19 protein-coding genes are annotated in these 22506 nt (G+C 27.7%); 11 read left to right on the plus strand and 8 right to left on the minus strand.

Features of this window, described 5'->3' with window-relative positions:
- Window positions 1–22: 22 nt before the first annotated feature.
- Window positions 23–1213 (minus strand): 2-octaprenyl-6-methoxyphenyl hydroxylase, encoded by a 1191-nt coding sequence (ubiH, locus tag M9409_RS01480; RefSeq protein WP_250227175.1) that lies wholly within the window; start codon window positions 1211–1213, stop codon window positions 23–25.
- Window positions 1214–2077: 864 nt separating this feature from the next.
- On the opposite strand from ubiH, the gene zapA reads away from it, so the two are divergent.
- Window positions 2078–2422 (plus strand): cell division protein ZapA, encoded by a 345-nt coding sequence (gene zapA, locus M9409_RS01485; protein WP_250227176.1) that lies wholly within the window; start codon window positions 2078–2080, stop codon window positions 2420–2422.
- Window positions 2423–2561: 139 nt separating this feature from the next.
- The gene (locus M9409_RS01490; RefSeq protein ID WP_250227177.1) at window positions 2562–3173 is read left to right on the plus strand and encodes a 5-formyltetrahydrofolate cyclo-ligase; all 612 of its coding nucleotides are present in this window, start codon (window positions 2562–2564) and stop codon (window positions 3171–3173) included.
- A gap of 249 nt (window positions 3174–3422) precedes the next feature.
- On the opposite strand, the gene rpiA is transcribed toward M9409_RS01490, so the two are convergent.
- From rpiA to M9409_RS03300, 5 genes are all read right to left on the minus strand, one after another.
- Complete coding sequence (gene rpiA, locus M9409_RS01495) at window positions 3423–4079, minus strand: ribose-5-phosphate isomerase RpiA (protein WP_250227178.1); 657 nt, start codon at window positions 4077–4079, stop codon at window positions 3423–3425.
- 341 nt (window positions 4080–4420) lie between these two features.
- Window positions 4421–5503, minus strand: coding sequence for a class II fructose-bisphosphate aldolase (gene fbaA / locus M9409_RS01500; RefSeq protein ID WP_250227179.1), 1083 nt, complete (start codon window positions 5501–5503; stop codon window positions 4421–4423).
- A gap of 83 nt (window positions 5504–5586) precedes the next feature.
- On the minus strand, window positions 5587–6771 hold the full coding sequence (locus M9409_RS01505) for a phosphoglycerate kinase (RefSeq protein ID WP_250227180.1): 1185 nt from the start codon (window positions 6769–6771) through the stop codon (window positions 5587–5589).
- Window positions 6772–7398: 627 nt separating this feature from the next.
- Window positions 7399–7551 (minus strand): arginase family protein, encoded by a 153-nt coding sequence (locus tag M9409_RS03295; RefSeq protein ID WP_284307404.1) that lies wholly within the window; start codon window positions 7549–7551, stop codon window positions 7399–7401.
- Between the two features lie 71 nt (window positions 7552–7622).
- Entirely contained in the window at window positions 7623–7862 is a 240-nt protein-coding gene (locus tag M9409_RS03300; RefSeq protein ID WP_320411833.1) for an arginase family protein, read from the minus strand.
- 1104 nt (window positions 7863–8966) lie between these two features.
- On the opposite strand from M9409_RS03300, the gene metK reads away from it, so the two are divergent.
- The 5 genes from metK (at window position 8967) to M9409_RS01535 (ending at window position 14269) form a co-directional block, all read left to right on the plus strand.
- Window positions 8967–10139, plus strand: a complete 1173-nt coding sequence (gene metK, locus M9409_RS01515; protein WP_250227181.1) for a methionine adenosyltransferase — start codon at window positions 8967–8969, stop codon at window positions 10137–10139.
- Window positions 10140–10950: 811 nt separating this feature from the next.
- Window positions 10951–11514 carry a YqgE/AlgH family protein gene (locus tag M9409_RS01520; protein ID WP_250227196.1) on the plus strand — a complete coding sequence of 188 codons (564 nt, stop codon included), beginning with the start codon at window positions 10951–10953 and terminating at the stop codon, window positions 11512–11514.
- Window positions 11514–11945: a Holliday junction resolvase RuvX gene (gene ruvX / locus M9409_RS01525; RefSeq protein WP_250227182.1), complete on the plus strand. Its 432-nt coding sequence runs from the start codon at window positions 11514–11516 to the stop codon at window positions 11943–11945. Before M9409_RS01520 ends, ruvX begins: the two co-directional genes overlap by 1 nt.
- Window positions 11946–12896: 951 nt before the next feature.
- Window positions 12897–13952: an A/G-specific adenine glycosylase gene (mutY, locus tag M9409_RS01530; RefSeq protein WP_250227183.1), complete on the plus strand. Its 1056-nt coding sequence runs from the start codon at window positions 12897–12899 to the stop codon at window positions 13950–13952.
- A gap of 62 nt (window positions 13953–14014) precedes the next feature.
- Window positions 14015–14269 carry an oxidative damage protection protein gene (locus M9409_RS01535; protein ID WP_250227184.1) on the plus strand — a complete coding sequence of 85 codons (255 nt, stop codon included), beginning with the start codon at window positions 14015–14017 and terminating at the stop codon, window positions 14267–14269.
- A 221-nt stretch (window positions 14270–14490) separates the two neighbouring features.
- Here M9409_RS01535 and clpX read toward each other — a convergent pair whose 3' ends face one another.
- Both clpX and clpP read right to left on the minus strand, forming a co-directional pair.
- Window positions 14491–15747, minus strand: coding sequence for an ATP-dependent Clp protease ATP-binding subunit ClpX (gene clpX / locus M9409_RS01540; RefSeq protein ID WP_250227185.1), 1257 nt, complete (start codon window positions 15745–15747; stop codon window positions 14491–14493).
- 143 nt (window positions 15748–15890) lie between these two features.
- A complete protein-coding gene (clpP, locus tag M9409_RS01545; protein WP_250227186.1) occupies window positions 15891–16475 on the minus strand; it encodes an ATP-dependent Clp endopeptidase proteolytic subunit ClpP in 585 nt (194 codons plus the stop codon).
- Between the two features lie 2215 nt (window positions 16476–18690).
- Between clpP and cyoA the strand changes: the two genes are divergently transcribed.
- The 4 genes from cyoA to cyoD all read left to right on the plus strand — a co-directional run bounded on the left by cyoA (window position 18691) and on the right by cyoD (window position 22488).
- A complete protein-coding gene (gene cyoA / locus M9409_RS01550) occupies window positions 18691–19575 on the plus strand; it encodes a ubiquinol oxidase subunit II (RefSeq protein ID WP_250227187.1) in 885 nt (294 codons plus the stop codon).
- A gap of 74 nt (window positions 19576–19649) precedes the next feature.
- On the plus strand, window positions 19650–21611 hold the full coding sequence (gene cyoB / locus M9409_RS01555) for a cytochrome o ubiquinol oxidase subunit I (RefSeq protein ID WP_250227188.1): 1962 nt from the start codon (window positions 19650–19652) through the stop codon (window positions 21609–21611).
- Window positions 21604–22176, plus strand: coding sequence for a cytochrome o ubiquinol oxidase subunit III (gene cyoC, locus M9409_RS01560; protein ID WP_250227189.1), 573 nt, complete (start codon window positions 21604–21606; stop codon window positions 22174–22176). The genes cyoB and cyoC overlap by 8 nt, the downstream gene beginning before the upstream one ends.
- Window positions 22177–22179: 3 nt before the next feature.
- Entirely contained in the window at window positions 22180–22488 is a 309-nt protein-coding gene (gene cyoD, locus M9409_RS01565) for a cytochrome o ubiquinol oxidase subunit IV (RefSeq protein ID WP_250227190.1), read from the plus strand.
- Window positions 22489–22506: the final 18 nt, after the last annotated feature.

Consider the following 22506-nt stretch of genomic DNA (forward strand, 5'->3'; position numbering starts at 1 on the left):
TTGTTTATTTCAATAAAAAAAATTAATCTGTTTTCCAATTTAATATTGTATTTACCAAAAGGCGCCTTAGAAAGGTACTGTAGTGAACAAAAAATAAACCCATACTTCGAGCAATAATCAATGGTAAGCAATGATTGCTAAATAGACGCACTAATCCATCAGTGATGGTAATGGTTCTATATTGATCTAAATACCTGTGTTTCTGGTATGTATTTAGCACAGAATAGTCTCCAATATCTACATTCTGATATAGTGCTTGTGTAATTATTTTCGACAACACTACAATATCACGTAATCCAAGATTAAATCCTTGCCCTGCAATAGGATGTAGACTTTGCGCCGCATTTCCGACTAATGCCAATCTGTGACTAATGTGACTATTTGCTCGGGTTAGCCAAAGATCGTAAAAATATCTTTTTCCTACATCTAAAATTTTTCCTAATTTCCATCCGAATACATTTTGTAATTCTTGAGAAAATTTATCTTTCTTCCATGTAGATACTTCTTTTTTTTGCTTGTCAGAAATACACCAAATTAAAAAACTAAAATCGTTAGCTATCGGTAATATTGCTAATGGTCCATGTTCTGTAAATTTTTCAAAAGCTCTTCCAAAATGCGGTATTTCAGTAGTAATTTTAGAAACTATAGCAGTTTGTTGATAATTCCATCTGAACCATTTTATACCACAATTAGAAGCTAATGTGGAATCAGTACCATCTGCCGCTACCATTAATTTTGAAATAATTTGATGACCATTATTTAAAATAATTATATTGTTTTTTTTTCCGCGCTTGATTTTTTGTAGAGTTGCTGGGCAATATACAGTCACAGTTGATTTTTTATGTAAAAAATCAAATAACTTTTTTTTAAAAATGTTTAATTCGATAACATAACCTAATTCTGATAATTGATAATCTTGAGCATTAATGAATATTTTATGTAACCGATGATATTCACTGATCTCTACTTGTTTTATAACAGTGGAGCAAGAAGATAAAATTGAAGCCATATTAATTCGTATCAATTCAGAATAAGCTCCTCGTGATAAAGCTATTACATGAGGAGGGTATATATTCGAAGATAATTTTGTATCATAACAATAAGGAGAATGTTGTTCTATTAAAGATATCTCTAGGTCTCCTTTGGTTAATTTAGATAACATTAAGGCTAGTATTGCGCCTGTCATTCCTCCGCCATTTATAATAATAGACATTGATTATTTATTACTTAACGTATGAATACTTTAAATTTAGTATTTGAAAAAATATAGCGTATAAATTAATATAATCGGATTCAATTTGAAAATATTAATATTATATATCTTAGTAATGTAATTTTTATATAATTTAATACTCGACATAAGTTAGTTAACCATATAACAACAAAAAACATAATATGTAAACATCTTTGTAAGAATTAATATACTAGTAGATAAAGTATATTTTTAGTTAATTGAAATATGGGTTCGACACGCATGTCAAAATTTTTCGTATTCATTGTGTAGTATAACTAATAACATTAAAATCTAATTGCAATAATTCTTATTCATTATAAAATATGAGATGTATTTATGCTATTAAATGACGATCATAAAAATATGAGAATTGACTGTAATATAATTTCAGTGGTTAGTGTTTATAGTAAATAAGCTTATATTTACAAAACATCCAAACTATTACTTGTATTAATAAAATGAATTGCAGTGGTTTATAGTATATTGAATATTCATATTTTTATTTTAAATGTATCCGGTTTGCAAATATCTTTGTAGCCTATAGCCGCTATGAGCTACAAAGATATTTTATAATTTTTTGAAATACCTAATTTTCTAATTTTACTATATTTACATACATATTAATTATCTTCTATATAAGATATTTTTATGTTTAATATTTTCAAGAACTTAATAATGATTAATTGCTGTACGTGTTTAAAATGAAACAATGATTATTATTTTTTAATCAAATATTTATGTACAAAATAAAATTTTGGTATGCGCCTATAACTCATATAGTAATTATTGCAATAATATGATTATTGAAAGTATAAACAAATTGAATTTTTTCAGGAAAGAAATATGAATGAACAACCAATAGATATTCAAATTTTCGGTCGAACATTACGTATCAATTGTCCGCTTCAACAACAGGATGCTTTAAATAAGGCGGTAGAAGATTTAACTCAACGTTTGCAGGATTTAAAAATCAGAACAAGAGTAACTAATGCCGAACAATTAGTATTTATAGTTGCTTTAAATGTATGTCATGAATTGGCTCAGGAGAAATTAAAAACGAGTGAATATGCAGCTAATATTGAGCAACATATTCTGTTGTTACAACAAACTATCGAAAGAGCTTTAATTGCACATACCCATATTACTGAACATGCTAATAGATCATTGGAATGTTCTAAACACCTATAATTTAATGTGTTATACATGTTATGTATTGTGTATAGTCGTAATAACGTCGTCAAACTAATGAATATTAGTGTAGTTAATGTTATGTTTAGTGTAAGCAGAATGTGTTATGTTGTGTTCATGCAATAATATCAATCAGAATATGTATGCCGATGACAAAAAATCATACAGAAAATTTCTTCGTATGTATATACGCAAAATACGTAGGACTTTAACGTTTCAAGAACAATATATAGCGGCACAATTAATAACTAACAAGATTATAATTATCAATCATATACATAGATCTGCGCGTATAGCAATGTTTATTGATTGTGATGGAGAAATAAATACTTCTTTGCTTATTAGAACTTTGTTGTTGATGCATAAGCAAATATATTTACCGATTCTGACTGATTCAGGATCTAAATATTTAGAGTTTGCACGATATACATTTTCAACGCCTCTCATATGTAATCATTTAAATATATATGAACCTAAATGGAACACCAGTTCCATTATGCCTATAGAAAAAATAGATGTTATATTTGTTCCTTTAGTTGCATTCGATATTGGTGGAAATCGATTGGGAATGGGTGGTGGTTTTTATGATAGAACACTAAAAAATTGGAAGCATCAGGGCCATTATATACCTATAGGTTTAGCGCATGATTTTCAAAAAATACCTACCCAATTGCTTCCTGTAGAAACATGGGACGTAATATTACCAGAAATTATCACTCCATCTCATCATGTGATCGTAGACGATTATTAAACAATAAATACTCTGATAAAGTTATATTGTTGTAATGTTTAATTTTTATGGTGAATGATCATATTTTTTGAATACGGAAAGGGATTGTATAAATTTTCAGCAATTAATTATTAGTTAATTGAATTTATTATTTAAGGATTTTCCGACAATAATCATATTAAAAATATATTGATTTACACCGACTATATCAATTATCAATAAGCTTCATTTTATGTTATTTAAACTAATTTTTTTAGTATATCAAAAAAATTACATAATTATTTTTATACCTTCTTTTGTTCCAATTAATACTATATCTGCTCGTCTTTGAGCAAATATACCAACACTTACCACTCCTGGAATATTATTAATTTTTGTTTCTAATAACGACGCATCTACAATTTTCATATTATATACGTCTAAGATGTTGTTGCCATTATCAGTAATTACATTATGTCGATATTCTGGTAAGCCACCTAAACGTACTACTTCTCTCGCTACTAATGATCGAGCCATAGGAATGACTTCTATTGGCAATGGACCGCGTCCTAAAATAGAAACTTGTTTGCTGCTGTCAACAATACAAATGAATTTTTTAGCTGCAGTAGCGATAATTTTTTCCTTAGTTAAGGCGCCACCTCCTCCTTTAATCATTTGCATATGTGAATCAATTTCATCTGCACTGTCAACATATACATCTAATTCGTGTAAGTTATTAAGATTATATAGAGGAATACCTATTTTTTTTAATTGATTAGATGAGTAATTTGAGCTAGAAACTACGCCGTCTATTCTTTCTTTTACACTGTTCAGTGCTTCAATAAAATATGTAACGGTAGAACCTGTTCCTACTCCGATAATTCTGCTAGACTGAATATATTTTAAAGCTTCCCAACCTACTGATTTTTTTAATTTATTTTGTACCATACAGCACCTATACAAGATGTATATAATATAATTAGCATACTGATTTCGATCTATTATTGTTGATGTTTGATGATAATTTTCATTTTATATATATATCAAAAAAATAATGTTTAATGGAAATTAAACCATACATTAGATAATTTTTATGATTTCGTGAAGAGATTACATTCTGCAAACAACAAACAAATTTTGTGATTTATTTATTTTGAAGTTCTATTTAATCTTACTTGTTGTAAGACATAATACTAGTAATACTCATCTAACTGCACTGAGCATAATTCGGTTTTATTAATACATGAATTTGATCTAATGTAATCATAATTTGCTATTAAAGCATGATTTTACAAAATGTTAATAGCATTTAAAGTACAAAATATTTTTTCTAAATACTTAATCATTGATTTTTGTCCTTCACGAATCCAGATACGTGGATCATAAAATTTTTTATTTGGTTGATCGTGTCCATACGGGTTACCTAATTGAGTTTGAAGAAAATTTTTATTGTGTTGATAGTATTTTAAAATTCCGTTCCAAGTAGCCCACTGTATATCAGTATCAATATTAATTTTTACAACACCGTAACTAATAGCTTCTTTAATTTCTTCTTCTGTAGATCCAGATCCTCCATGAAATACTAAATTTAAAAAATTATCAGGTAATCCAAATTTTTTAGAAACGTATTTTTGTGATTTTTGAAGAATTTTTGGATTTAATTGTATGTTTCCTGGTTTATATACACCATGTACATTTCCAAATGCTGCAGCTATAATGAATCGAGGGCTGATGATATGCAATTTTTCATAAGCGTAAGTTATATCTTCTGGATTTGTATATAAAAGTGAACGGTCCAAATGATGGTGATCAATACCATCTTCCTCTCCTCCTGTGCAACCTAATTCTATCTCTAAAGTCATATTTAATTTATTCATACGGCTTAAATATTTTGAGCTAATTGCTATGTTTTCTTTTAAAGATTCTTCAGATAAATCAATCATATGAGATGAAAATAATGGGCTACCAGTTTCATAAAAATGTTTTGTACCTAAATCTAACAAAGCATCGATCCAAGGCAAATTTTTTTTAGTGCAATGATCAGTATGTAAAATAACAGGAATACCATAGTGTTTAGCAATGTGATGCACGTGTAGACTTCCAGAGATAGCTCCTAATACTGCTGTAGGGTAATCATTGTTATTGTTATTTAAACCGTATCCTGCCATAAAAGCAGATCCTTTCTTAGAAAACTGTAAAATAATTGGAGACTGCATATTAGCTGCAGCTTCTAGCGCAGCATTAATTGAATCTATGTTTATACAGTTTATTGCTGGTAAAGCAAAATTATTTTTTTTTGCAAAATTAAACATTTTCTGTACACTATCTCCAGTGACTACGCCTGGTTTTATAAAATCGAGAATCTTAGTCATTTATTTTCTTCTGTTGTTAATGAACATATTATATCTAAAAGATTATTTAAATATAGTAGTGATGTTTTCATATTTAATGCTAATTAAATTATGGTGTTTAAAGCATGTTTTTCAAGCATTTTTACCGATGGAAATGTTTTACCTTCAATGAATTCTAAAAAAGCACCACCTCCAGTAGAAATATAAGAAATTTGATCGGAAATATTAAATAAATCAATAGCCATTAAAGTATCACCTCCTCCAACAATGGAAAAAGCATTACTTTTAGCAATAGCACGTGATATCATTTCTGTACCTTTTCTAAAATTTGGAAATTCAAATACTCCAATAGGGCCGTTCCAAAGAATAGTTTTAGCACAATTTAAAATATCTAATATTCGATCAATAGATTCGTCACCTAAATCAAGAATTTGCTCATCATCTTTAATATCAATTATAGTTTTCATAGTTACTTGGGCGGTTTCAGAAAATTCTGTACTTACTCGTACATCAGTAAGAATAGGTATATCACAATTTTCTAAAAGACGTCTTGCTGTAGGTATAAGTTCTTCTTCATATAAAGATTTTCCTACTTTTTTGCCTTGAGCTGCTAAAAAGGTATTTGCAATACCTCCTCCTAGTATCAGATAATCTGCAATTTTTGATAAAGAATCTAAAACAGTTAATTTAGTAGATACTTTAGATCCTCCAACTATCGCAACCATTGGTCTCATAGGATTATATAGGGCCTTTCCTAAAGCTTCTAATTCTTTTTGTAATAAAATTCCAGAACAAGCTGAAGAGACAAATTTACCTATACCATGTGTAGACGCTTGTGTACGATGAGCGCTTCCAAATGCATCCATGATAAATATATCGCATAACATGGCATATTTCTTTGATAATACCTCATCATCTTTTTTTTCTCCTTTATTAAACCGCACGTTTTCTAAAATCAAAAGCTCTCCTTCAACGAAGTTTATTCCTTCTAAATAATCTTTAACCAGCCGAACTTCTTTGACATATCTATTAATTAGTTGTTTTTTTAAATATTCCACGACGGGTTCCAAAGAAAATTGAGTATTATATTCTCCTTCTATTGGTCGACCTAGATGAGAAGTTACCATAACATGTTTACTTTTCTTTAAAGCCGATTTAATAGTAGGTAATGACGCATGAATTTTTCTATTAGACATAATAATTCCATTTTTAATAGGTACGTTTAAATCAGAACGAATTAACACACGTTTCCCTGTTAGGTCTAAATCACTCATTTTGATCATAGTCATGATAGGTAACCTTTTAATGTAAAGCAATATAGATAGTCATATACTAATGATGAAAAAATATATTTTAACTTGTCTATATATATTACGCTTTTTGTTAGTTTATTGATTAATAATTTAATAAAATAATGATATATGACTGAAAATAAATTTTATTTTTTAAATAATTGATTAATGACATGAACACTCTAAAAAAATTAACATCTTGCAAAAAGTTGCTATGTGCTGAATAACATCAATATGCATATAGGAAATATATAATATCTTATAGAAGCATGAGGCATTGACTTGCTTAATGATAATTTGATTTTATAAATCATTTAATGGATTTAGTATTGCAATCATATAGTTATTTAGTATGTTACGTAATTAATATTATCAGTATTGTGATTTGGTATCAGTGTTTAGTATTCTAAGTATAGTACTATTTCATAGTTCGATATTATTTTTTTTGTGTGATTAATTGAAATTATGTATGCATTACAAATGCATATACTAAATTAATTTTTAATTTTTTTAACTTTATTTGAGTATAGATAATTTCTAATCTTAGTGTAGCAGTTGCTAAATCAGTAATTTTCGTGTAACCATAATCTGGATCGACTTCTGCTAAATCAATATCTATAATGTTTAACGTTGAAAACCTCGTATTAATTTTAGTACATGGTCACTTTTTAATTTTCCAATTACTGGAGTTCTAGTACCAGGTGCTGTGGTTAGATCCAAACAATCAATATCAAAAGTTAAATATATTAGCAAGTATTTAGTAATTGATGTCGTCATCATTTATGATGACATTTATGTCAGTATCGTTAATGTATTCTACATCTAGCTTTGCAAATCCGAAACATTTTTTATGTTCGGTACGAATACCAATTTCGTATTGAATGTGCTGAATCTATTAATTTTTCGTTAAACGTATGTAATATCATAACGCCATGATCATATTTACTGTCGTCATCACAGTAATCTGCATGTGCGTCAAAGCAAATCATTCCATTTTTCCAAAAATTTTTGCGTATGCTCGTAATATAGGTAGTGTGATATAAATGATCGATTTCTAAATAATAACATTGTTTTCCAGACATTAGCAAATTTTCAGCATAATTGTAAAGAGAACTGGTGAAATCTTGTATGTCTTCAATTTTGAATACTAAATTTTTTCACAGTTAACTACATGTCAACTTTTTTCGTACATTCATACATACTCCAAGGCCAACGAAAATGTTCTAGGTTAAATTAATAGATGCTTGTTCTACAGTGCAGCTTGTCTAATAACTGTTGGTCCAAATTTGTTTTCTGAGCGTCCAGAGGTAGCCATATCATAAGGTACCCTAGTAATTACCCCTCTATTATTATAAGGATCCAATTCTCATTTAAATTGTAAAAATACAAAGGGATCTAAAAATAAGGAGTTATCATTTTTTTTATAATTTAAAGTGTCCATGGATTTCCGTTATTTAATTAGTTTTATAAAATAGTTTTTATATATCAAATATGATTTGAGTAAAATCAAATAGAATGTTTGCATAAATTGATATTTGTAAAGGTTTAAATCCAGTCTATCGATAAAATTATAATCAAATAGAGTGTTCAGATTTAAAAAATTTTATAAATATGCTTAAATTATCCTATATTTAAATGTATAGATGATATTTATATAGTAAATTATATCACTCACAAGTTTTATGTTTGTTTATTTTTTTTAATTTGATTATTTTCTATAACACAGGGCACAAACATCATTATAAAATGATACATAAAATATTGGTTTGCATAAATATTTAATGTTTGTCAGAAATTTTAAATTTACGTACGTAGTGATATTGAGTGAGATAATTTATTTCTTTAATAAATCAATTAAAACGCATGATTCGATAATAGAAATTAATAAGTGTATAAAGATGAAAATTAGTGACTATATGCCTATACAAATAGAAGATGAAAAATATTAGAAATGGAAATATTTTTAAAAAAATTTTTTTATGATCTATTAATAAATTATGTAAACTACTTTATTAATATTTGATGTTGTAAATTTAATAATGTTAATTTACTATTAAATGTAAAAGAAATCATAATGTATGGGATTTACATAAAATAATTTTGTATAATGATTGATCCAAATAAATTTACCATACTTATATTTGGATCAATTAATGTAAGATCACAATTCTACACTAGAAAGGATATGATACATGTCACAATATTCATTTACATCTGAATCCGTATCAGCAGGTCATCCAGATAAAATTGCAGATCAGGTTTCTGATGCTATATTGGATTCTATCCTAGCGCAAGATCCAAGAGCTCGTGTTGCGTGTGAAACTTATGTTAAGACAGGCATAGTAATAATAGGTGGAGAAATTACCACCACTGCCTGGGTAAATATGGAAGAAATCGCTAGAAATACTATTCGTGATATTGGTTATGTTCATTCAGATATGGGGTTCGATGCAAATTCATGCGTAATTTTGAGTGTAATTAATAAACAATCTTCAGATATTCAATGTAGTATTGATCAAAGTAATACAAATGAATTACAACGAGGAGCAGGTGACCAGGGATTAATGTTTGGATACGCTACTAATGAGACTAATGTTCTGATGCCTGCTCCGATAACATATGCACATCGTTTAATTAAAAGAAAGTCTCAAGTAAGAAAAAGTGGGGTGCTACCTTGGTTGGGGTTAGATGCGAAAAGCCAAGTAACCGTTGCTTATGAGAATGGTAAGATAATTGGTATCACCACGGTTGTGTTGTCTATTCAACATGCTTGTGATGTAAAGTTAACAGATTTAAAAGAAGCTGCTATGGAAGAAATCATTAAACCAGTGTTGCCTAACAAATGGTTGTCTAATAGCACTACATTTCTGATTAATCCTGGGGGACGTTTTGTTATAGGGGGTCCTATTAGTGATTGTGGTTTAACTGGAAGAAAAATTATTGTAGATACTTATGGAGGTATGGCGCGGCATGGTGGCGGATCTTTTTCTGGAAAAGATCCTTCGAAGGTAGATCGTTCGGCTGCTTACGGAGCGAGATATGTAGCTAAAAACATTGTGGCGGCCGGGTTAGCAGATCGTTGTGAGCTTCAAATTTCCTACGCAATTGGTCTTCCGCATCCAATTTCTATGAGTATTGAAACTTTTGGAACAGAAAAAAGATCACATGATATTTTGATGAAATTAATAAAAAACTTTTTTGATTTTCGTCCTTATGGTTTGATTGCTATGTTAGATTTATTAAAACCGATTTATAAAGAAACAGCTGTGTATGGTCATTTTGGTCGTGAATGTTTTCCTTGGGAAAAAGTTGATAAGGCAGATCTTCTTCGTGATGCAGCTGGTTTAAAATTTACATCGCTCTAATATTTTTATATTTATTTTTTAAGTAAATTTGAAATGATTTTTACTAATATGAATATGTAGTTAGTTGATCAATAAGTATACAATAATAAGATTGATAGATTGATATTGATCTTACATGTAAATACGGATATGTTTGTGTGAAAAATTAAAAATTATGTAATCAATTGTTGATGATTTTAATAAAAAATTAAAAAATTTCATTTATGTATGTTGATATATATTAAAATTGATACTTAATTTTAATTTAATAATAAATATTATAATTTATGCAAATGTGATAATTAAAATTGATTAAATTTTGCAAAAATTTTTATGAAATATGCATATACAATAAATATTTTTTTAAATATAATAAAGTGCATTAGATTTATATGATGAATTAATATTATAAATTTTTTTATCAGTTTTTATCAAACAAACATATTTGATATGTACTATATGTATTGAGGATTTTTTAGATATTTTGAATACGTAGTAGTTTCGGTTAATTTTAATACAACAATTAAAATACACATGTGTTACATAACAAACATATGTTGAAGATGTGATATCAATTAGTATTGATCTTTTAAATTTACAACGTTATCAGTGTAACAAAATATTATTAACATGTTTGCACAATACATATTGTTTTAACAACAATTTAAAAACATTTAAATACTTTTAAATTGAATCATGGTTTATATAGAAATAAATGAATAATCATTGATAGAAACAGTATGAATTAATTTATACAAAATAATGAATTTAATTTTTAGACTTGTATTTTAATACATAAATTTATAAGTAGTTTATGTCAATACATAAGATAATAAATTTACAAAATCATTTTCTAATAGCTATGCCTGCACTGAAAGACCCATTATTTAAACAATCAGTGGTATATATTTGTGAGCATAATAACACAGGTGCTATGGGTATTGTTATTAATAAACTAGTTACACGATGCACAGTAGAGACAATATTAAACAATTTGAAAATTGTATCTCCCATACGTGACCCGTCTATTCGATTAGATAGTCCAGTGTTTTCTGGAGGTCCTTTATTGGATGATCGAGGTTTTATTTTACATACTCCCAAAAAAGGTTTCGGTTCTAGTGTTAATATTTCTTCAAAAGCTATGATTACTACTTCTAAAGATATCTTAGAAACTTTAGGAACCCCGAATCAACCAAAAGATGTGTTAGTGGCGCTTGGCTATTCTGGATGGGATAAAGGTCAATTAGAACATGAACTAATGGAAAATACTTGGCTTACCGCTCCGGCTAATGAAAAAATTTTGTTTCACACGCCTATTGTTGCTCGTTGGCGTGCAGCTGCAAAAATATTGGGCATTGATATTTGTAGTATTGCTGCCCAGACAGGTCACGCGTGATGTCAATTGGTGGTGTTGATATAGTCATGGGTTTTGATTTTGGTACTGAGCACATAGGTGTGGCTATAGGTCAAACATTGACCTATACTGCACAACCTCTGACTGTATTACGGTCAGAATCTGGCGTTCCTAATTGGAAACATATTAAAAATATTTATAATACGTGGAAACCAACAATTGCAGTAGTAGGATTACCTTTAAAAATAGATGGAAGTGAACAACCTATTACGATTTTGGCAAAAATATTTGCTATGCAACTGAAAGAGCAACTTCCTGTTACAGTCAAGATGCATGATGAGCGTTTTAGTACAAGTGAAGCGCGTTTAAACTATTCCGAATATTGCTGTAATTATTTATGTGTTAAACCAAATATTAACATCAATGCACTTTCAGCTGGAGTAATTTTGGAAAGTTGGTTGAATCAATCTTAAGTACAACAAATAATATGTGTTATTTTAAAAAATTTTAATAACAATACTAAAAATAATAATACGTTAAGTTTTAAAATTTATCATTTGAATTTATATTTAATAGTTTTATTTCATATATAATAAGAAATGTTAATTTTTGATAGAAATATTGACTAATTTTAACAGTGGAATTGTTAATTCACGCATTAATTGTCGTTATCAGAAATATAATTTGAAGTGATACTAAAATTATAGGTTTTAAAAAATGCACTTATTTTAATACAATGATGATGAATTAATTGATTCAATTTTTATTTAATTTTATTAAAATTAAAAGATTATATCAAATTTTGATAGATAACTTTGATTGTATATGTTTTATAAATTTCAAATTTCAATTGAACACAGAATATTTGAAAGGGTTGTTTTTGTGTGCTTGTTTTTTAAAAATAGATAATCAGTATAAATAAAAAAATTAGGGATTGTGATAAAGAGATAAAATATCTGAATTTTAATTGAGATACTTAGAATACAGCATTATATTAAAAATGTTTGTGATGTTTGTGCCATTTTTAGTAAACATTTACAATAATCACTTTTAATTTCATTAAAAATGTGCATATGAGTTGATTTATACTCAACGTATATGTACTGATATATGAATACTATTTTTAGTCATTAGTAAACAACAGGATTGATAAATTTTTTATATCTCAAAAAAATGGTTTATCGTATAGTGACATTTTAAATAAATAATTACAAATTAACATATTAATTCTTGAATTAGATTTCATATCTTATTGGTTAATTGAAACATTTATACTTACTTTAACGAAAAATTAATCCGGTGTTGTTATTTAGTGTAATTATTTTTAATTTTTTAAGAATATCTTTTAATAGGATTTTTAGTTAGTTATGTACTATGTGGATAATATTTAATTACGTTTGATTTTTTATATAACATAAAAACATATGGCTCAAGATATTATTTTTTCAGAAAAAATACTACTGTGGTATAAGAAATATAGAACGCAAGATTTACCGTGGCAATTGAATAAAACAATGTATAAAACTTGGTTATCTGAAATCATGTTACAACAAACACAAGTAAAAACTGTAATTGTTTATTATGAACGATTTATTTCAAAATTTCCAACAATTAAACAATTAGCGACAGCGGAATTAGATGAAGTATTATTTTTGTGGAGCGGATTAGGATATTATGTACGGGCTAGGAATCTGCATAAAACAGCTAATATTATTTTAAATTATTATCATGGTAATTTCCCAAAAGATTTCGATACTCTTATTTCTTTTCCTGGTATTGGAAAATCTACTGCAGGAGCTATATTGTCATTAACATTAGATCAGCATTATCCTATTCTTGATGGTAATGTAAAACGGATATTAATTAGATATTATGCCCTTGATTATTATTTATCAAGAAATAGTTCTAAGGTGAATAATAAACTATGGTTATTAATCGAGCAATTGCTTCCTAATGTAGAAGTCGCGGCTTTTAATCAAGCTATGATGGATCTTGGGAGATTAATATGTACTAACATGTATCCACTTTGCAGTGATTGTCCTCTTCAAGAAAATTGTCAATCTTTTTTGAATCATTGTGCTGATCAATATCCCAGAAAAAAACTTCAAAAAAGATTACTTAAGAAAACTATCTGGTTTCTGTTGTTATTGTCACAACAGTATCAAATGAAAATGATATGGCTGGAAAAACGATCATATCAAGGAATATGGGGTGGATTGTTTTGTTTTCCTGAATTTTCTAATCTTAAAGTATTAAATAATTGGTTATTAAACTACAATCTTAATAGTAATCAACGTATAAATCTGTCTATTTTAAAACATAAATTGAGTAATATTGATTTAGAAATCAAACCAATATTGATCAATATAAACAAGAAGGTAAATTATAAAAAAGATGGGATTTGGTATGATTTGATACATCCCCCAACTATTGGATTACCTAAACCAATTTCTACTCTACTACAGAAATTACAGTTATAATATAGTAAACATTAAATATCCAAATTTTCATAAAATGATTGTTACAATACGGGATTTTAATAATGTCCAAAATAGTTTATTGTATTTTTTTAAAAAGATATGCTGAAAAATTAGATGCTCCATGTTATCCAGGAGCTTTGGGAAAGTATATTTATGAACATATCTCTAAAATTGCATGGATGCAATGGAAAGATAAGCAAACTATTTTAATCAATGAAAATAAATTAAATATGATGAATACTTCAGATCGTACAATACTTGAAAAAGAAATGAAAATTTTTTTATTTGGAAAAAATTTTTCAATAAAAAATAATTAATTATTTAAAGTTTTTATTTCAATTATAATTGTTTTTAATAACAACATTATAACTAAAAATAGTCATGCATTGATGATTAACATTATATGCAAATTTTTTCAATCTTATATTTACAGTAGTGTAAGAGATTATGATGTAATGAATTTTTTATTCCCAATGTATAAGAAGTGTTTACATGTAGTTATTATTCTACGAGAGAATACACTTAAGTTTGGCTAATTTTATGATGAAGTGTAGATCAACAGTGGTTTTGATTGTCCAAATATTACTGATTCGTCAATTATTATTTTATCTATATTATTTTGAGAAGGTAACTCAAACATTATATCTAATAATATGTTCTCTAGGATAGTTCTCAGTCCACGAGCACCAATTTTTTTTTCCATAGCATTTTTAGCAATAGCAATCAATGATGTTTCGGAAAATTCTAATTTCACTCCATCAATATGAAATAATGTTTCATATTGTTTTATTAAAGCATTCTTTGGTTCTTTTAAGATTTTAATTAATTCTTTTTCTCTCAGTTCATCTAAAATAGAAATTATTGGAAGTCGACCAACAAATTCTGGAATTAAACCAAATTTAATTAAATCTTCTGGCTCAATTTGTGTTAATAATGCATGCTCAGTGTTTTTTGTTATATCGTTGTTATTTTCTAAAACTCGAAAGCCAATTGTACGTTTGCTAGTAGTGCGTTGCTGAACAATTTGATCCAAACCAAAAAAAGCACCCCCACAAATAAAAAGAATATTAGTAGTATCTACTTGTATAAATTCTTGCTGAGGATGTTTACGCCCCCCTTGTGGGGGTACCGCAGCTGTGGTCCCTTCAATCAACTTCAATAAAGCTTGTTGTACTCCTTCCCCGGAAACATCTCGAGTAATAGAAAGATTTTCTGATTTTTTAGATATTTTATCTATTTCATCTATATAAATAATTCCTTGTTGTGCTTTATTCACGTCATAATTACATCGTTGTAATAATTTCTGTACAACGTTTTCTACATCTTCACCTACGTAGCCCGCTTCTGTCAAAGTAGTAGCATCTGATATAGCAAATGGTACGTTAAGAAACCGAGCTAATGTTTCTGCTAACAATGTTTTACCGCTTCCTGTAGGACCGATTAATAAAATGTTACTTTTAAATAATTTTGTATTATTTGCGCATATCTTTTCATTACGTAAACGTTTGTAATGATTATATACTGCTACTGATAGTACTTTTTTAGTATATTCCTGTCCAATAACGTAATCGTCTAAATAATTTTTGATTTCACAAGGTGTGGGGTATGTAATTGATTGTTCGTTAATTATTTTATCTTGACTTTCTTGGATAATTATATCTTTACATAAAGCAACACATGTATCACAAATATGAGCTGACAATCCAGCAATTAATTTTAATACTTGATTTTGATCTTTTCCACAAAATGAACAACATAATATATTTTTTGAATGATCTTGATGATTATCGTTCACAGTTTGATATCCTTCCGTTTACGATTAATTAATGTAAAAATAAGCTATAAATTATTTTGATATATAAATAACAAATTCAGACATAAAATTTATTATGTATGATTGATTACGATAAAAAATATAAATCAAGTAATAATTTAAATTTATATTCGTTGAGATAATACACAATCTATCAATCCATATTTCATGGCTTCATCAGCAGATAGAAAACAATCTCGTTCTGTATCTTTATTGATAGCATCAATAGATTGTCCGGTATGTTTGGCCATAAGCTTATTGATATTGTTTTTAATTTTTAATATTTCTCTGGTATGAATAGCAATATCAGTAGCTTGTCCTTGAAAACATCCTAATGGTTGATGAATCATGATTCGAGCATTCGGCAAACAAAATCGCTTACCTTTAGTACCAGAGGCTAATAGAAAAGCACTCATTGACGCAGCTTGCCCCATGCAAAATGTACTAACATCAGGTTTTACAAACTGTATAGTATCGTATATCGACATCCCTGCAGTGATTACTCCTCCCGGAGAGTTAATATACAAGTGGATGTCTTTTTCTGAATTTTCTGATTCTAAAAAAATCATCTGAGCAACAATCAAATTAGCTATGCTATCTTCAATTGTTCCTGTCATAAAGATAATTCTTTCCTTGAGTAATAAAGAAAATATATCGTATGATCGATCTCCGCGAATAGTATGTTCTATGACTGTTGGAATTACTATCATAGGATGATAATAAAATGTTGTAAAATTATATGGATATTATATAGTAGCATGTATTGCACCCTCTTGTATTATATACTTGTTATACCGAATTGTTGTGTAAACCTCGATATAATATAATTTATGAAAAATTTCAAACTAAATTTAATATTCATATTCTATTAAGAAGCAATGATTGAGCGTTATAGTTTGCATTAATTGATTATTGATTAAATTTTGCAAGACTATAATAGAAAATGTTTACAAATTTATATATGTGTTATCTATTCTTGTTGTATTTTATATACGACTCACTATTGTATGTAAAAAATATGTTGAAAAAATTTTCCATTGATGAGAACTGATTATTTATAATTTAATTAATTTGATTAGTCAATTAATTAAAATAACTATTATTGCAATCGATATTCCTTAATAATTTAATGTTACTTATGCACTTTAATATAGATTTATTCAATTGTTACATGTAATTTCTTGTAATTAATTTTTTTAAATCAAGAATGAAATTAATTACTGTTCTCCAAAAAGGGAAACTAATATATTTTTATCTTTGTTGTATTTATGTTGTATGATAACATTGTTTGAAACGTTGAGTTTGATGTATTTATATATTATTAATAATTTTTATTAGTTAGAAACCATAATTTAACATTTAATTTTTAGATAACGTTACTACATCATAGTAACGTGAATTTTATGTAATGTTTTCCTTGAATTTAAAGTTAACTATTCTTAGCAAGAATAGTTGTAGTGATTTTTGTTTATAGGTTTGATTTGGTATTATACATTTTGTTATCTTATTGCTTTGAAACTATCAGTTTATGTGTTATTAAATATAGAAAAGAATTCAACATTATGAGAACAGTGATATACTGTTTTGTTATTTAATTGTTTATTTATTCTAAATAATATCATTGGTAATAATATCAACGAATTCTTGAATTTTCCCGTATATTTATTTTTTGTCGTATTATTCTGTGGAATCGTACATTCCATATAATGCTGATTTGCTTTTAAAAACTTTAGAATTTTCATGCTATTAGAAATCATCATAATAATAAATCTGTGTATCTTCTTTAATAGAGGACAGTAAAACGATAATTTATGTTGAATATTAATTTTTATGTTAAATATATTTTCTATGCATAATTAAATATCTTTTCTTATAAATTGTGAAAACTGATTATTTGTATTAATCATAATAACAATATCCCCAATTTTTATTATCTTATATTCTATCATAAGATAATACGGCAATGTTAAAAGCGATCCTATTTCAACGGTAACTTTTTTATTACCGCATTTCTGTGTACGTATATTGTATATATTTCTAAAATCTATAATCAATATCCGTTTTTGATTTTTAAATTTTGATATTTAATATATATGTTTATTATGACAACATGCACAAAGTTTTTATTATTTTACAAAAGTATATATTGCTGTATGTAGTTCAATTAATTGAATTGATTTTTTTTGATAATAAAATTCATAATAATTTTAATTATATCCAATGTCACCATGATTTTATGTCGAATAATTACTTCATAATTTTCTTCTAAAAAGAAAAGTATTTTTTTGAGTATGAAATTTTATGAATATATATTTTTTAGAAAGATATATTGATTGCGCAAATATTCTGTATTTAACAATATCTGTGGAATAGAATAACAGTAACGTATCTCCATTAAATATGTAATATTTTGAATCATTACGCGTACTCGATTTATTTATTTTTATTTTATACACTACATAATATAACAGGCCTTCAATTTAAATATACATCTAATAAATAACCACTGAGTGGTTAACTTATATTTTTGAATTTGTTAATATACTGAGTTGTAATAACATCATATGTATAAATATTACATGATTCTATTAATAAATAGATATGTGAAATAATTAATTAAATTAATTTTTGCTCTAAATTTGTGTGGTAATAAAATGAAACTAATTATATGGCAATATAAGAAGTATTGGTACAAATTACTAAGTAATGGAGTATTTAGTGTTGTTTTGGCATTGCTAATGAAGTTAATTTTTGAATAATATATTCACTTATATTTAACATCTTTTAACCAATGGTAGTTATGAAGATTTTTTAGATATATATATAATTTATTTACATTAATGAAGGTTTGGAGTAGGATGTTTAATGTAAAAACTTAACAAATATATATATATGCATATATATATATTCGTATTAGAGTTATTGATGAAATTCAGAGCATACAAACATAGAAAAATATGTATTTCATTATTGCTATATAGCGTGACAACAGTATTAAATGGATGCAGTAGTTTAGTTTTATTAAATCCTAAAGGTCAAATTGGGATAGAGGAACGTTCATTGATCTTAACCGCATTCGGATTAATGCTTAGTATAGTTGTCCCGGTAATTATGATGACGGTTTTTTTTACTATAAAATATAGAGCGTCTAATCTTAGAAATACGCGATATAGTCCTAATTGGGTAAACTCTAAAAAAATAGAATTTATAGTGTGGGCTGTGCCAATTTTGATTATTCTGTTTTTAGGGACTGTAACTTGGAAATCTACTCATAAATTAGACCCTAAAAACCCTATTGTATCATCTATTGAACCACCGATTATTATTAATGTTATATCATTAGATTGGAAATGGCTTTTTGTTTATCCAAAACAAAATATAGCAGTTATTAACGAGCTTGTTTTTCCGGCAAATACGCCAATAAAATTCAACGTTACTTCTAATTCGGTTATGAATTCTTTTTTTATTCCTCAATTAGGGGGGCAAATTTATGCGATGGCTGGAATGCGTACGGAGTTATATTTAATAGCTAACATGGCAGGTCAATATAAAGGTATTTCATCAAATTTTAGTGGTCGAGGATTTTCTGGTATGAAATTTACTGTTGTTGCTACGCAAACGAAACAAGAATTTGAACAATGGATACAAAAAGCTCAAAAATCACTTTACCAAATTAATAATATGTCAATGTATGAGAAATTAGCTAAACCTAGCGAATATCATCCGATCATTTATTTTTCCAATGTAGAACCCCACTTATTTGATAATGTAATTAATAAATTTTCACATCAAAAAAAAGAATATTTTTAGATATAATTCATGTTTTTTAGTATAAAGTATGATGGTTTTAGGAAATGTTGTGAATATATAAGGATAATAAAGTAATGTTTGGAAAATTAACAATACATTCTATTCCATATGAAGATCCAGTTATTATGTCGACAGTCGTCGTTATTCTTTTTATTGGAATAATTCTTTCTGGTGTTATTACATATTATAGTAAATGGCGATACCTTTGGAATGAATGGTTTACTTCTGTAGATCATAAAAAAATTGGGATTATGTATATTATAGTCTCATGTGTTATGTTTTTACGTGGTTTTGCTGATGCAATCATGATGAGAGCGCAACAAGCTCTCTCTTCTTCTGGATCGTATGAATTTCTTTCAGCTCATCATTATAACCAAGTAATTACTGCTCATGGAGTAATTATGATCATATTCATGGCTACTCCGTTTGTAATAGGATTAATGAACTTAGTGGTTCCATTACAAATTGGAGCGAGGGATGTTGCTTTTCCTTTTTTAAATTCTTTGAGTTTTTGGTTGTTTATGGTGGGTGTAATTTTAATGAATCTTTCCTTAGGAATAGGGGAATTTGCTCAAACAGGATGGTCAGGTTACCCGCCGCTATCAAGTAAAGAATACAGTCCTGGTGTTGGTGTTGATTATTGGATATGGAGTATACAAATTTCCGGAATAGGAACTACTTTAACTGGTATAAATTTTTTCACTACAATTTTATACATGCGAGCTCCGGGATTGTCAATGATGAAAATGCCAGTTTTTACTTGGACTGCTTTATGCACAAATACATTAATCATTGTAGCTTTTCCGATTTTGACTGTTACTATCGCTTTATTAACATTAGATCGTTATCTAGGAACTCATTTTTTTACTAATGATTTAGGTGGAAATATGATGATGTACATCAATCTATTTTGGGCTTGGGGTCATCCAGAAGTATATATTTTAGTATTGCCCGTATTTGGTGTATTTTCAGAGGTTGTTTCTACTTTCTCACAAAAGAAGTTGTTTGGATATACTTCATTAGTGTGGGCTACTATCGCTATTACTATATTATCTTTTTGTGTATGGTTGCACCATTTTTTTACCATGGGTGCAGGTGCTAACGTCAATGCATTTTTCGGTATTATGACTATGATCATTGCCATTCCAACCGGAGTAAAAGTGTTTAACTGGTTATTTACTATGTATCGAGGAAAAATTATTTTTACTTCTCCAATGATGTGGACTATTGGATTTATTATTACATTTTCCATAGGAGGCATGACTGGAGTATTATTATCTGTTCCTGGAGCTGATTTTGTATTACATAATAGTTTGTTTTTAATTGCACATTTTCATAATGTTATCATTGGAGGGGTATTGTTTGGTTGTTTTGCTGGTGCTACTTATTGGTTTCCTAAAGCTTTTGGTTATATGTTGAATGAACAATGGGGGAAACGAGCTTTTTGGTTTTGGATGGTTGGATTTTATATAGCGTTTATGCCGTTATATATTTTAGGGTTTATGGGTATGACTCGTCGTTTAAGCCAACATATTGATCCAATATTTTCGTCAATGTTAATAACTGCATCAATAGGCACTATATTGATTGGGTTGGGTATTCTGTGTCAATGTATTCAAATAGCAGTCAGTATTGTACATCGTGATAAATATAAAGATATAAATGGAAATCCATGGAATGGATCTACTTTAGAATGGGCTGTTGCTTCTCCCCCGCCATTTTATAATTTTGCGATTATTCCTATCATAAACAACGATCGTGATGTTTTTTGGTATGTAAAAAATAATAGAAACGTATATTCTTGTGCTGATCAATATCAATCTATACATATGCCTAAAAATACTTGTTCTGGTATTGTTATATCTTTTTTCAGTTTATTATTTGGATTTTCTATGATTTGGTATATATGGTGGCTCGTTATTTTTAGTGTGGTTGGAATAATAGCAACTTGGATTATTCATACATTTAATGATGATACGGAATATTACGTATCAATAGATAAAATTAAAGAAATTGAATGTGTTAATAATGTATAAACATAACAATTTAAATATAAAGACAATATTTGGTTTTTGGTTATACATAATGAGTGATTGTATTTTATTTGCAAGTTTATTTGCAATATATCTGGTATTGCATAATAGCACAGTAAATTTTTCTTCGAGTAAAGATATATTTTCATTACCTTTTGTGTTCATAGAAACTTGTTGTTTGTTATTAAGTAGCCTGACTTATGGTAAAGTTATGATGTATGCTGAAAAATCATATATGAAACAAATAAATATTTGGATGGGTATAACTTTTTTATTAGGGCTATGTTTTATTAGCATGGAGATATATGAATTTCATCATTTAATTAAATTAGGAAACAACCCGTGTCGCAGTGCATTTCTTTCTTCTTTTTTTACTTTGGTAGGGACTCATGGTTTACATGTGATAGGGGGTCTTATTTGGATTGTAGTAATGATTATACATATTATATATGAAGGATTAACATACACTAATTACATACGAATGCAGTGTTTAGGTTTGTTCTGGCATTTTCTCGATATTATATGGATATGTGTATTTACTGAAGTATATTTAATAGGAGTACTATGATTCATGAAGAATGGATATACAACACAGCAATCATATTTAATTGGATTTGTGTTATCTGTTGTTTTGACAATTATTCCATTTTTTGTGGTTGCATCATATGACACAATGAATAAAGAAATATTAATAAATATCATCGTATCTTGCTCAGTAATTCAGATTTTCGTTCATTTAATTTTCTTTTTACATGTGGGAAATATGTCTAATCAAGCATGGAGTTTAATATCTTTAATATTCACAGTGTTTATTGTTTTTATTCTTGTGTTAGGAAGCGTGTGGATTATGACACATTTGCATTATAATTTGATGATTTGACTAATATAATTTAATTGT

The organism is Blochmannia endosymbiont of Camponotus sp. C-046 (assembly GCF_023585865.1).
GTDB lineage: Bacteria > Pseudomonadota > Gammaproteobacteria > Enterobacterales > Enterobacteriaceae > Blochmanniella.